At 43.2% G+C, this 14,385-nt stretch carries 11 protein-coding genes; 6 read left to right on the forward strand and 5 right to left on the reverse strand.

What is annotated here, in order from left to right; all coding sequences use genetic code 11:
* Position 1 precedes the first annotated feature (1 nt).
* The 5 genes from R3O62_RS19050 to R3O62_RS19070 all read left to right on the forward strand — a co-directional run bounded on the left by R3O62_RS19050 (position 2) and on the right by R3O62_RS19070 (position 8,328).
* Complete coding sequence (locus R3O62_RS19050) at positions 2–1,927, forward strand: NAD(+) synthase (protein ID WP_005780316.1); 1,926 nt, start codon at positions 2–4, stop codon at positions 1,925–1,927.
* A gap of 69 nt (positions 1,928–1,996) precedes the next feature.
* A complete protein-coding gene (locus R3O62_RS19055; RefSeq protein WP_005780318.1) occupies positions 1,997–2,533 on the forward strand; it encodes a hypothetical protein in 537 nt (178 codons plus the stop codon).
* A gap of 103 nt (positions 2,534–2,636) precedes the next feature.
* On the forward strand, positions 2,637–5,795 hold the full coding sequence (locus R3O62_RS19060; protein WP_005780320.1) for a SusC/RagA family TonB-linked outer membrane protein: 3,159 nt from the start codon (positions 2,637–2,639) through the stop codon (positions 5,793–5,795).
* Positions 5,796–5,826: 31 nt separating this feature from the next.
* The gene (locus R3O62_RS19065; protein WP_317472796.1) at positions 5,827–7,299 is read left to right on the forward strand and encodes a SusD/RagB family nutrient-binding outer membrane lipoprotein; all 1,473 of its coding nucleotides are present in this window, start codon (positions 5,827–5,829) and stop codon (positions 7,297–7,299) included.
* Positions 7,300–7,323: 24 nt separating this feature from the next.
* Entirely contained in the window at positions 7,324–8,328 is a 1,005-nt protein-coding gene (locus tag R3O62_RS19070; RefSeq protein WP_005780325.1) for a metallophosphoesterase family protein, read from the forward strand.
* A 141-nt stretch (positions 8,329–8,469) separates the two neighbouring features.
* On the opposite strand, the gene hisB is transcribed toward R3O62_RS19070, so the two are convergent.
* The 5 genes from hisB to R3O62_RS19095 form a co-directional block, all read right to left on the reverse strand.
* Positions 8,470–9,594, reverse strand: a complete 1,125-nt coding sequence (hisB, locus tag R3O62_RS19075) for a bifunctional histidinol-phosphatase/imidazoleglycerol-phosphate dehydratase HisB (RefSeq protein WP_005807455.1) — start codon at positions 9,592–9,594, stop codon at positions 8,470–8,472.
* A 5-nt stretch (positions 9,595–9,599) separates the two neighbouring features.
* On the reverse strand, positions 9,600–10,637 hold the full coding sequence (gene hisC / locus R3O62_RS19080; RefSeq protein WP_317472797.1) for a histidinol-phosphate transaminase: 1,038 nt from the start codon (positions 10,635–10,637) through the stop codon (positions 9,600–9,602).
* Entirely contained in the window at positions 10,634–11,920 is a 1,287-nt protein-coding gene (hisD, locus tag R3O62_RS19085) for a histidinol dehydrogenase (protein ID WP_032540763.1), read from the reverse strand. The genes hisC and hisD overlap by 4 nt, the downstream gene beginning before the upstream one ends.
* Positions 11,921–11,955: 35 nt before the next feature.
* Positions 11,956–12,807 (reverse strand): ATP phosphoribosyltransferase, encoded by an 852-nt coding sequence (hisG, locus tag R3O62_RS19090; RefSeq protein WP_005807457.1) that lies wholly within the window; start codon positions 12,805–12,807, stop codon positions 11,956–11,958.
* A gap of 246 nt (positions 12,808–13,053) precedes the next feature.
* Positions 13,054–13,545: a PaaI family thioesterase gene (locus tag R3O62_RS19095; protein ID WP_005780335.1), complete on the reverse strand. Its 492-nt coding sequence runs from the start codon at positions 13,543–13,545 to the stop codon at positions 13,054–13,056.
* A gap of 121 nt (positions 13,546–13,666) precedes the next feature.
* Here R3O62_RS19095 and R3O62_RS19100 point away from each other — a divergent pair, with 121 nt between their 5' ends.
* Entirely contained in the window at positions 13,667–14,374 is a 708-nt protein-coding gene (locus R3O62_RS19100; RefSeq protein ID WP_186992793.1) for a pirin family protein, read from the forward strand.
* The last annotated feature ends 11 nt before the right edge of the window (positions 14,375–14,385 follow it).

Genomic DNA, 14,385 nt, shown 5'->3' on the forward strand with positions numbered 1-14,385 from the left:
AATGAACTACGGATTCGTAAAAGTTGCGGCGGCTGTTCCCCGCGTAAAGGTTGCAGATTGCAAATTTAATTCAGAAAGACTGGAGGGTCTTATTGCCATTGCCGAAGGCAAAGGGGTGCAGATCCTTACTTTTCCCGAAATGTGTATTACCGGATATACCTGCGGAGATTTGTTCGCCCAGCAACTTCTGCTTGAACAAGCAGAAATGGCGTTAATGCAGATTCTGAACAATACCCGCCAGTTGGACATCATTTCTATATTGGGTATGCCGGTAGTAGTCAATTCCACGATTATCAATGCCGCAGTCGCTATCCAGAAAGGCAAAATACTGGGAGTAGTACCTAAAACCTATCTACCTAATTATAAAGAGTTTTATGAACAGCGTTGGTTTACATCTGCTTTGCAGGTCTCGGAAACCAGTGTACGTTTGTGTGGACAAATTGTTCCGATGGGCAACAACCTGTTGTTTGAAACAGCAGAAACAACTTTTGGAATAGAAATATGCGAAGACCTTTGGTCTACGGTTCCTCCAAGTTCTTCACTGGCGCTGCAAGGGGCTGAAATCATTTTTAATCTTTCTGCCGACGATGAAGGGATCGGCAAGCATAGCTATCTTTGTTCTCTGATCAGCCAGCAATCCGCACGGTGCCTCTCCGGTTATGTTTTTTCATCCAGTGGTTTCGGCGAATCAACGACGGATGTGGTTTTTGCAGGAAACGGACTCATATACGAAAACGGTGGCCTGCTTGCACGAAGTGAACGGTTCTGCCTGGAAGAGCAATTAGTTATCAGCGAAATAGATGTAGAATGTATCCGTGCCGAACGCCGTATTAATACAACTTTTGCTGCCAACAAAGCCAATTGCCCGGGTAAAGAAGCAATCAGAGTCTCTACGGAATATACCAACAGTAAAGATCTGAATCTTACCCGTACATTCAACCCACACCCTTTTGTTCCACAAGGAGCTGAACTCAACAACCGTTGCGAAGAAATCTTCTCCATACAGGTCGCCGGACTGGCACAACGCTTAGTACACACAGGAGCCAAAACAGCTGTAGTGGGAATTTCCGGAGGGCTCGACTCTACACTGGCATTATTAGTATGCGTCAAAACATTCGACAAGCTGGGATTATCCCGTAAAGACATTTTAGGTATAACCATGCCGGGGTTCGGAACGACCGACCGCACTTATCATAACGCCATCGCTTTGATGAACTCGTTAGGGATTTCGATTCGCGAAATCAGTATTAGGGAAGCATGTATCCAGCACTTCAAAGACATCGGACATGACCTCAACGTACATGATGTAACATACGAAAACTCACAAGCGCGCGAACGCACGCAAATCCTGATGGATGTAGCCAACCAAATCTGTGGATTAGTAATCGGGACGGGTGATCTCTCTGAACTTGCATTGGGATGGGCCACATACAACGGTGACCACATGTCGATGTATGGCGTCAATGCAAGCATACCCAAGACACTGGTACAACATCTTGTACAATGGGTAGCTGAAAATGAAGTCGACGGGGAATCTAAAATAACCCTGCTGGACATTGTAGACACTCCTATCAGTCCTGAACTGATACCGGCAGATGAGAATGGAGAAATCAAACAAAAAACGGAAGATCTGGTAGGTCCTTATGAACTCCACGACTTTTTCCTGTACTATTTCCTGCGATTCGGCTTCCGCCCGTCGAAAATATACTTTCTGGCACAAACCGTATTCAACGGAATATACGATGCTGAAACCATAAAAAAATGGCTGCAAACCTTTTTCCGCCGGTTCTTCAATCAACAATTCAAACGTTCGTGTCTGCCCGATGGTCCAAAGGTAGGAAGTGTCTCCATCAGTCCGAGAGGTGACTGGCGTATGCCAAGCGATGCCAGTTCGGCTGCATGGTTGAAAGAAGTATCCGAATTGTAACAATGACGATACCTCTTTTTAATATGATGTCGCGACCTTTGCAACGTCATATTAAAAAGAGGTAAAGTTATGAAAAGACAATTTATTTTAGCATTTGTACTATTTGTATCCAGTATTGCCCTGAACGCTGCAAATTCAGTGCCGGATGATGACAAATCCGACAACAAGAATAAAGCGGAAGTAAGCTCAGTCGTAAAAACAACATGGGAGTTCTATTCTGCCATTAAACAGCCATCGGCAGAAGCACTGGCCAATGTAACTAATTACAAATTCGGACAAGAAGCCGGTTATCTCTATAACCAGTTCATGAATATCTATGTGGTAAGGGAAGAAGTAGTTCCGGGTGATCCTACCCGTCGTACCGTCATTCGGAAACCTACTATCTACAATGCCGTACGTTCTATCGAAAAACAACTGAACAGAGAACTCAAAAGTAACAAAATGGGGCAGGAACAAGTAACTGCCGAATTTACAAATGTACTCAAAATAGCCATCTCTGCTTTCGACTCTGAAACCGAATCATTCGAAGACGCTTTACAACAAAATCGCAAAAATGCAGCCGCCCTTCTTTCCGTTTTCCAAAACGTAAAACTAACCGATATTTAAACTTTTTCAATAGGTAAACTTATACTTGTAGCAAGCCTCGGACAATGGTAAATCTCTTGTCCCGGCATCTGCTATGCCCAAACACTAAATTAGTACATAACTTATGAACAGTAAATTTTATCTGTTTCTTTGTTGTATGTTTTTGTGCACATCACTTGCTTTTGCACAGACAATCAAAGTAACAGGAACAGTAACAGACAAAATGGGACCGGTAATCGGTGCCACAATCATGGTAAAAAACTCAACGAACGGTACGGTCACCGACATAGACGGACGTTACCGTCTCGAGGCCTCCATAGGTGATATCCTGACTTTCTCTTTCGTCGGATACAATACGGTAGAAAAAGAAGTGAAAAGCAATAATCCTATGATCAACGTTGAACTGACAGACGATGTACAGGCTATAGATGAAGTAGTAGTAACTGCTATCGGTATCAAACAACAAAAGAAAAAGATCGGTTACACCACCCAGCAAATCAACAGTGACGTGTTGAATGCAACTCCCAGCCTGAATGTCGGTTCTGCACTTTCCGGGCAAGTAGCCGGCTTATTGGTAGCCAATCCGACCGGTATTTTTCAGGCACCAAGTTTCAAATTACGCGGTAATACTCCTTTGATTGTATTAGACGGTGTTCCGGTAGAAACGGACTTTTTCGATATATCGAGTGAGAACATCGAAAGTGTCAACGTGTTGAAAGGTACAGCAGCTTCGGCGTTATATGGTTCACGCGGAAAAAACGGAGCTATCTTAATTACCAGCAAAACAGCCAAGAAAGAAGGGTTGGAAATCAACTTTTCCACCAACAATATGATTACTGCCGGTTTTGCCGTATTACCCGAAACACAGCATCAATATGGTAGTGGTTCGAACGGCAAATACGAATTTTGGGACGGTGCCGACGGTGGTATCTCAGATGGTGATATGACATGGGGTCCCAAACTAAACGTCGGGACCAAAGTAGCCCAATGGAATAGCCCCATCCGAGACAAAGTGACCGGGAAAGAAATTCCTTGGTGGGGAGATGTGAAAGGGACTCAATATGATGACAAATCACGCTACGAACGAGTTCCTATCGACTGGGTATCTCATGATAACCTGAAAGACTTCCTGCAAACAGGATTAGTAACCAACAACAACATCTCTATCGCCTATAAAGGAGAGAAAGCACGCTACTTTGTAACCGGACAGTATGCTTATCAAAAAGGACAGGTACCCTCTACACAAATGCACAGCGGAGGGGTCAACTTCAACTCCACTTTCGATCTTGCTCAAAACCTGCAACTTGACGCCAATCTGGCGTATAACAAGGTGGTTTCTCCAAGCTATCCACGCTATGGATACGGACCTAAAAACCATATGTACACCATTGTTGTATGGATGGGAGACGATGTGAACGGTAAAGAACTCCGTAAACATAAATATGTTCCGGGACAGGAGGGATATCGCCAGGCCAGCTATAACTACGCATGGTACAACAACCCTTATTTTGCCGCCGAAGAGCTTCAGCAGTCGGAAAACCGTGATGTAGTGAACGGTCAACTACGTCTCAATTATCAACTCCTGCCCAACCTGAACATTCAGGGACGCGCAGCCTTACGTCAGAAGACAATTCTACAGGAAATGAAAGTTCCCAAAACTTACATGAACTATGGTGACTCACGTGAAGGCGACTACAAAGTCTGGAATGACCACCAGACCAATGTGGATGCTGATATACTGGCTACCTATACACAAGACCTTACTCCCGATATTCTTTTTACACTGAATGCGGGTAGCTCTGTATTTTACCGAAATTACCGTCAAGAGTACCAGTCTACCGACGGTTTGATCGTTCCTTTCGTATACAGTATCAAAAACACCCAAGGACCATCCATTACCGATGCCAACCGGAACGAGAAATCCATCCGCAGTATTTATGGCTCTGTCAACCTCGACCTTTATAAATATGCTTACCTGACCCTGACGGGACGTAATGACTGGTCATCCACTCTCGCAAAAGGCAGCAATTCTTACTTTTATCCTTCCGTAGCAATCAGTACAATGGTGTCTGAATATGTCAAACTACCTACATTCATGGATTATCTTAAAATGTATGGCTCATGGGCAGTCGTTTCTACCGACTTGTCTCCATACCAGATTATATCTACCTACACTAAAGATACCAACTATGGTTCAAACCCGTCTATCTCCTATCCCTCGTCTCTGGTGAACTATTACATCAAACCCCAGAAAACGACCTCTTGGGAAGCAGGTTTATCAACTTCTTTTTTCCGGAACCGTCTCTCCTTCGACCTGACATATTATCACACGATTGACGAGAACCAGATCATCGACCTGAACATATCGAATGCTTCGGGTTTCACCAGCCGTAAAGTGAACGGTAATCAATATACCACTAACGGATGGGAAATCATGGCAAACGTACAGGCAATCCAAAATAGAGATTTCCAATGGGAATTTGCCCTGAACTGGAGCAAAAGCATAAAGAAGCTGACAGAAATATATGGTGGACAAAAAAAATTCGGTGACTTGAAAGTAGGCGACCGTGCCGACGCATTCTACGGTTCACAATGGCAAAAAAGTGCTGATGGAGAACTGATTCTCGATGAAAATGGCATGCCGACCAAAGACGCCTACAAACAATATCTGGGACATCTGGACCCCAACTTCCGTATGGGTATGCAGAATACGTTCCGTTATAAAGACTTCACCCTGTCTGTCGATCTGGATGGTGCGTACAAAGGAGTCATCTATTCCGTACTGAGCGAAAAGTTATGGTGGGGTGGTAAACATCCGGAGTCTGTTGAATACAGAGATGCACAATACGCAGCCGGACATCCGGTATATGTGCCCAACGGTGTAGTGGTAACCGGAGGTGAACTGAAACGTGACATTGACGGAAATGTCATCTCGGATACCCGTACATACAGACGTAATACAACAGCCGTCGATTGGCAGCAATGGTGTCAGAATTACCCTTATCAGGCTTATGTGTCATCCAAAGAGAATGCGAAGTTTGCCAATGTATTCGACCGTAGTTACATTAAATTGCGCCGAGTAGCCCTGACCTACAACTTCACTAAATTACTTTCAAAACAAAGTCCCGTGAAAGGACTGACTGCCACAATCTTCGGCAACAATCTTGCTGTATGGAAGAAAGTTCCTTTCGTCGATCCTGACTATACGGGAGACAGCAATGACGGAGGGGCCAACGATCCTACTGCACGCTATATCGGTATGGGAGTCAACATAAAATTCTAAACATGTTATGAAACCAATAAGAATTTATAAAATGAAAAAGATATTATTATTTATGGCATCCATATGGATGTGCGTATCCTGCGGAAACTTGGAAAAGATAAATATAGATCCGGACAACGCCACTCAAACCCATCCCAAACTTTTGCTGACACAAATCAGTATGAATGCATTCAAAAGAGGAACCGACGGAATGTATGCTACTAAAAAAGTGATTCAGACTGACGGAGAAAGTGCCGACCAATACTACAAATGGACACGGGGAAGCTTTGGCTACTACGATAACCTGAGAAATGTACAAAAAATGGGTGAAGAAGCCGAACGTGTGAACGCTCCGGTATATACGGCGCTTACCAAATTCTTCCGTGCCTATTACTTCTACGAACTGACCTTACGCTTTGGGGACATTCCTTACCGCCAAGCCTTAAAAGGAGAAAAAGAAGAGATCTATACTCCTGAATACGATACTCAGGAAGATGTTTTCACGGGCATCCTTCAAGAACTGAAAGAGGCAGATGAAATACTGGCAAATGACGCCTCTGTAATTGATGGTGATATTATTTACAATGGTAATGGCAATCAATGGAGAAAGCTGATCAATTCTTTCCGGTTGAAAGTACTGATGACTCTTTCGAACCATACGACTGTGGGGAATCTTAATATTGCCTCCGAATTCAAGGCCATTGCAACAGGCAGCCCACTAATGGAAAGCCTGACCGACAACGGGCAGCTGGTTTATCTGGATCAACAAGGGAATCGATACCCTCAATTTAACGCACAATGGTCCGGCTATTACATGGATGATACTTTTATCCAACGAATGCGTGAACGTCGGGATCCACGGCTTTTTATCTTCAGCGCACAAACCAATAAAGGAAAGACTGAAGGAAAGGCCATCGACGATTTCAGCTCTTACGAAGGAGGTGACCCGGCAGCTCCTTACAGTGATGCTATCATTAAAGTAAGTGAAGGAACCATATCACCTATCAATGACCGTTTCCGCACAGACCCTATTGTAGAACCAACCATGTTAATGGGGTATGCAGAACTGCAACAGATTCTCGCCGAAGCTGTCGTACGAGGATGGATCAATGGCAATGCGCAAACATATTATGAGAATGGTATCCGTGCCTCTTTCTCCTTTTATGAAACACATGCCAAAGCCTACGCCTCTTATCTCAATGCCGATGCGGTCAACCGATACTTACAGGAACCTTTGGTCGCCTTCGGCAAAGCTGCCAACGTAGACGAACAGATAGAGCGCATCATTATGCAAAAGTACCTTGTAACCTTCTATCAAGGCAACTGGGATTCTTTCTACGAACAATTGCGCACCGGTTACCCGGACTTCCGCCGGCCTGCCGGAACAGAGATCCCTAAACGTTGGATGTATCCGCAAGGTGAGTACGACAACAACGGAGCTAACGTAGAAGCGGCCATCATGCGGCAGTTTGGTACAGGAAATGATAAAATCAATCAAACCACCTGGTGGCAAAAAAAAGACTAACCCAAATTCAAAAAAGTTATAACGATGAAAAAAATAATTCTAAGCAGTGCACTGCTACTGGCAAGCTTATGCGGACAGGCACAACAGGCTCCAGAAAAAATAAACTTCAATAAGAACGGAGAATTCAAGATTGCACAGTTTACCGATATGCACCTGGGACATGACCAGGAAAAAAACATGATTGTAGCAGACATGATAAAAGAAGTACTTGACTCTGAAAAGCCGGATCTTGTGGTTTTCACAGGAGACATTACCACGATGGACGAGGTCAGCCAGGCATGGGAAGCCATAGCCGGCGAACTCGCCACTCGCCAGCTCCCCTGGACTGCCGTCTTGGGTAACCACGATGATGAATATGCAGTAAAACGGGATGAGATTATACGTATCATCCAGCAACAACCTTATTGTATGATAAAAAACATCGCTGAAGGTATTAAGGGAGAAGGTAATCACATTATCCCAATCTATGGTTCGGCAGATAACAAAAAAGTAGCTGCACTGCTCTACTGTCTGGACACGAATGCCTACTCAAAACTCAAAACAGTGAAAGGATACGATTGGATCGGACAATCACAAATCAACTGGTATACCCGTGAAAGCCAAAAATATACCGAGCAGAACGGAGGACAACCTCTGCCCGCATTAGCTTTCCTCCATATTCCATTGCCGGAATATACTCAGGCATGGGAGTCATTTGATACCAAACGATACGGCGACCGCAACGAGAAAGAATGCAGCCCAAACATAAATAGCGGAATGTTTACCCAAATGCTGGAATGCGGTGATGTGATGGGAATTTTTGCCGGTCATGACCATGTGAACGACTACATCGCTACACTTTACAATATCGCTTTGGGGTACGGACGCGCTTCGGGCGGTAAAAACACTTATGGTGACAAAACACCCGGCAGCCGTATGATCGTTCTTAAAGAAGGTAAACGGGAATTCGACACTTGGCTTCGTGAGAAAGAAAATACGGAAAAGCTAAATGTCTGCACCTATCCGGACTCGTTCGTGAAAAAGAAATAGAGATCCTTCTTTTTCAGCTTACACAAAACGTTCTATAAGGAAAGTTACAGAGTTATTCATAAATCCCCCTTTTATAATAAACGTGCATTTATTACAAAAGGGGGATTTATAATTAAAAAAGCAAAGATAATCCTTAATTCTTTACAGTACCCCTTTACTGGATGGCAATTCAAAATGATAAATATCCCGTTTCAATGCCATTTTCAGTGCACGGGCCAAAGCTTTGAAAATACCTTCTATCTTATGATGTTCATTCTGTCCCTCGGCTTTGACATTCAAATTCATCTTGGCAGCATCGCTCAACGACTTAAAAAAGTGTAGAAACATCTCAGTGGGCATCTCTCCTATTTTTTCACGTTTGAATTCGGCATCCCATACTAACCAAGGACGACCTCCGAAATCAAGGCATACCTGGCAAAGGCAATCATCCATGGGTAAAGCATAGCCATAACGTTCAATTCCACGTTTACTGCCCAGCGCCTGATAAATACAATCGCCCAAAGCTATGGCCGTATCCTCTATGGTATGATGCTCGTCTACCTCCAGATCACCCTTCACCCGAATGCTCAGATCCATGCCGGAGTGCTTACCGATCTGCTCAAGCATGTGGTCGAAAAAGCCCAATCCGGTAGAAATTTCACAGGCACCATTACCATCCAAGTTGAGAGCTACCCAAATATCCGTTTCCTTTGTCGTACGATGCACTTCTGCTTTTCGTTCTCCTGCAAAAAGAAATTCAGTTATCCGGTCCCAGTCTGTAGTAGCAAGGACACAGTAGGATTCTAATCCCTTTTCTTTCAATAAGTCAGTGTTCTCCTGAAGATAGATAGCACGGCAACCTAAATTTTTGGCAAGTTCGACATCTGTCGGACGGTCACCTATGACAAAACTGCCTTCCAGATCATATTCCGGATTAGAAATGTATTTAGTCAGCATACCGGTACGCGGCTTCCTCGTAGGTGCATGATCTGCCGGCATACTACGGTCTATCAATATATCATCGAACGTAATACCTTCTCCCTCTAAAGTTTTCAGCATCAGATTGTGGGCCGGCCAGAATGTCTCCTCCGGAAAAGAAGAAGTACCCAGTCCATCCTGGTTGGTCACCATAACAAATTCAAAGTCGAGTTTACTATGGATAAATCCCAGATTACGAAAGACTTTAGGATAAAACTCAAGCTTCTCCAAAGAATCGAGTTGATAGTCGATGGGAGGTTCGATGACAAGAGTGCCATCACGGTCTATAAACAGTACTTTTTTTTTCATTTTTCCTATTGATATTTTTTCAGTGCTCCAATCAGTCTGGCATTCTCAGCCCGTGTACCTACAGTTACACGAAGACAATTACCACACAATGAAATGGAATTTCTGTTACGTACAATAATTCCCTCTCCCACCAGGTAGTTATAAATCTTCACCGCATCGGTTACACGCGCCAGGAAAAAATTCGCATTCGACGGAAACACCTGTAACACGCAAGGCAGCTCAATAAAAGCTTCTTCCAGATATCCCCTCTCCTCTTTCAACGTTTTTACCCAACGTTCTATCTCGTAATATTTGTGAAGCATCTCTATAGCTTGCTGCTGGGTCAACTGATTCACATTATACGGATATTTAATTTTGTTCAGGATTGCGATAATCCCTTCGGAAGCAAAGGCCATTCCCAAACGAATGGCTGCGCACCCAAATGCCTTGGAAAAGGTCTGTAAGACAACCAGATTCGGATATTTATCCAACTCGGATAGGAATGACGGTTGGTCAGAGAAGTCATTGTAAGCTTCATCCCAAATAACCAATCCTTCGAATCCGCCAATGACCTTTACTATCTCAGAACGAAGCAGATCATTTCCCGTGGGATTATTAGGAGAACAAATAAAAATCATCTTTGTCCGTTCATCCGCCGCCGCCAACAACTCTTCAGCCGAAAACTGGAAATCATCGTGGAGTAACACTTTGCGATATTCCACATCATTGACATCGGCACAAACCTGATACATGCCGTATGTAGGATCAATGGCTACTACGTTATCTTCACCCGGTTCACAGAAAGCACGGAATACCAGGTCGATAGCTTCATCACTGCCATTCCCGAGAAATATATGGGCGGGAGGTACTTTTTTGATTTTGGATAACTCCGATTTCAGATCCCGCTGCATCGGATCGGGATAACGATTGTGCGGTAAGTTATAGGGATTCTCGTTAGCATCCAAAAAGACGGATGCAGCCGCTCCGTTATATTCGTCACGAGCCGAAGAATAAGGTTTTAGCCTCCAGATATTCGACCGGGTTAATTCTTGCAATGTTCTCATTTTCTTATCTCCTTTAATCTAACGGTTACTGCATTTTTGTGTGCATCCAAATGTTCATTTGCAGCCATTACTTCGATAGCCGGACCAATAGCAGCCATTCCATCAGGGAGTATCTCCTGAAAGGTAATTTTACGGATGAAACTGTCGAGACTTACCCCACTATAAGCTTTGGCATAACCATTCGTTGGCAGGGTATGATTAGTTCCCGAAGCATAATCACCTGCACTTTCGGGAGAGAAGGCTCCCAAGAATACAGAACCGGCATTAATGATCCGTCCGGATACTTCCATGTAATTCTTAGTCTCAATAATCAGATGTTCTGGCGCATAAGCATTAGTCAATTCCAGCGCCTCATCCATATCCTTCACTAATATCAACTTACTGTTGGCCAAAGATTTCTCGGCAATGTCGCGACGGTTCAGATAGCCCAACTGTCGCTCAACTTCATATACGACTTCCGTTTGCAATTTTTCAGACGTCGTAATCAACACAGCCTGACTATCCACTCCATGTTCCGCCTGAGACAGAAGATCAGCGGCAACAAACACTGGATTAGCAGATTCGTCAGCCAGCACTTCTACTTCTGAAGGTCCGGCTGGCATATCAATGGCTACATCCCTCAAACTGACAAGTTGTTTGGCTGCTGTAACATACTGGTTTCCCGGACCAAATATCTTATAAACCTTAGGAATACTCTCTGTTCCGTATGCCATGGAAGCAATGGCCTGTACTCCACCCGCCTTAAATATTTTGCTGACTCCGGCCAGATGGGCAGCAAAAAGGATTGCCGGATGCACTTTCCCATTTTTGTCAGGTGGTGTGCAAAGTACAATCTCTTTGCAGCCGGCAATCTTGGCAGGAATTGCAAGCATAAGCACGGTAGAGAATAAAGGAGCCGTTCCTCCGGGGATATATAAGCCGACCTTTTCAATGGCTACTGCCTTCTGCCAACAAGTAACCCCTTCCATAGTATCTACCTTTTTTCCCTCAAAACGCTGTGCAGCATGGAAAGCTTCAATATTGCGTTTAGCCAGATAAATGGCAGCTTTCAATTCTATAGGAACCTCTTTTTCAGCTTCTTCAATCTCTTCGAGTGTAACGGCCAGTGAAGTGAGTTCGGCTTTATCAAACATAGCTTCATACTCCATCACCGTCCGGTCTCCACCAACTCTTACACGATTAATAATATCACGTACAGTATCAAAAAGGCTTTCTGTGTTGAGTACGGGCCGCTTCAGAATTTCATCCCACTGCGATCTATCGGGGTATTTAATCAGTTTCATTATTTTTTAATTAAAAGTTCAACAAACAGACTCGCCTAAATAATCATCTTTTCAATAGGCAATACTAAAATTCCCTCTGCTCCCAGTGCTTTCAGTTTACCTATAATCTCCCAAAATCGTTTTTCATCAAGTACTGTATGCACAGAACACCAGCCTTCCTGTGCCAATGGCATTACGGTAGGACTCTTCATCCCCGGCAATACGGCAATAATATCGTCCAGCTTATCTTTAGGTGCATTCATCAATACATATTTTTTATCTTCGGCTGTTTTCACGGCATCCATACGGAAAAGCAATTCGTCCAATACCTCTTTCTTCTCTTTACTCATATTCTTATTGCCTATCAGCAGAGCTTCCGACTTCATCACGACCTCCACTTCTTTCAGACGATTGCTGACCAACGTAGAACCGGAACTGACAATATCAAAAATAGCATCCGCCAGTCCGATGCCTGGAGCAACCTCTACAGATCCGGTAATGACATGAACCTCGGCTTTAACTCCATTACTTTTCATAAAATTATCCAGAATTCCCGGATATGAAGTAGCAATTTTCTTTCCATTAAACCAACTTAGACCGGGATATTCAATATCTTTGGGCATAGCCAGAGATAAACGACATTTGCTGAATCCAAGACGCTTAATAATTTCTGCGTCTTCTTGTTTTTCTACGAATTCATTTTCTCCCACTATACCAAGATCAGCAACTCCCGTAGCCACAGATTGTGGAATATCGTCATCACGGAGGAAAAGCACCTCAATTGGAAAATTAGACGACTGTACGAGTAAAGTACGTTTAGTTGTGCTCAGTTTGATGTCTGATTCTTCAAGAAGGGCCATCGTTTCTTCAAAAAGGCGCCCCTTGGCTTGTACTGCGATTCTTAACATAATTACAATATCTTAATTTACAATTTAAATTCAATATCCGGAAAATAAAAAAGGCCCACCTTATCGGTAAGCCTCGTATTCTATCATATATATACACAATATCATCCTGCCCACCGAGTTATTCGATCGAGTAATGATGATGGCGATGTGTAATAGTAATGTTCATATCTTCATTCTTTATGCGACAAAAATAAACTATTAGTTCCGAATCACCAAACAATTATCAGAAAAACTTCCGTTTTTCTTTCAAATCAAAGGGAGTATCTCTTCATCTTCTACTCCACATGATAAAAAGTGCATCTCTTCTTTAGCTTTTTCCTTCGGAAAAGTGAAATAAGTGCAGATCGCTTCCGTACACAATTCTCCATTTTTGTTATAAAGACGTGCCTCTATCAGTACAATATTGCGTTTCACCTCTTTAATATGTGCCTTGAGTACTACATGCGAATCATTAGTATTGATCGACTTACGATAGCGAGTTTCCATTTTCGATGTCACTCCTGTCGTCTGTAACTTCCGGAGAACCACCCAGGCACAGATTTCATCGAGAAGTACCGCCTGAATGCCTCCATGCAACGTATCAATCCATCCTTGGTATTCGGGACGCGGACGCCAGATACTTATCACTTCATCATCCTCTTCATAAAATTCCATTTTCACACCGGCTTCATTGTTGGGAGCACAACCAAAGCAATTATATCCTTCCATTCCCTTCCAAGGATTAATAATCTTTTTCATACTTTTCTGTTTTAAATTGCTCAAAGATATAAATCTTTTTGTAAAATGCACAATTCTCGCTACCAGAACTTTATCTATCATTCATTTGTTATACGGATATTCTATTGAAGAAAGGAAAAATATGAAAACAGTAGTAGACAAATCCTCCTCCAGAGGTTATTTCAATCATGGCTGGCTTAAAACCTACCATACATTTAGCTTTGCAAACTATTACAACCCATCGAGAATGCATTTTGGCGCATTGAGGGTGCTGAATGATGACAGTGTAGCTCCATCAATGGGATTTGATACACATCCTCACCAGAATATGGAAGTGATTTCTATTCCCTTGAAAGGTTATCTGAGACATGGTGACAGTGTAAAAAACACCCAAACCATCACTCCCGGCGATATCCAAGTAATGAGTACGGGTAAAGGTATCTTTCACAGCGAATATAATGGCAGCGATAAAGAACAGTTAGAATTCCTACAAATATGGATATTTCCGAGAATCGAGAATACAGAACCGGAATATAACAACTACGATATCCGCCCCTTACTGAAAAGAAACGAACCGGTCTTGATTATCTCGCCTGACGGTAAGGTACCTGCTTCCATCAAACAAGATGCCTGGTTTTCCATGGGAACATTTGATGCCGGAAAAAGCTTTGAATACAAATTGCACCAAGAAGGTAACGGAGTTTATATCTTCATCATCGAAGGGGATGTGAAGGTTGCAGATAATCTGTTATCAAAGCGTGACGGTATCGGACTCTGGGATACGAAAAACTTTAAAGTGGAGGTAATCCAGGAAGCAACTTTATTGTTAATGGAAGTACCAATGCGATAAAGCAATAATAA

This window comes from Bacteroides hominis (assembly GCF_033042785.2).
In the GTDB taxonomy this organism is placed as follows: domain Bacteria; phylum Bacteroidota; class Bacteroidia; order Bacteroidales; family Bacteroidaceae; genus Bacteroides; species Bacteroides hominis.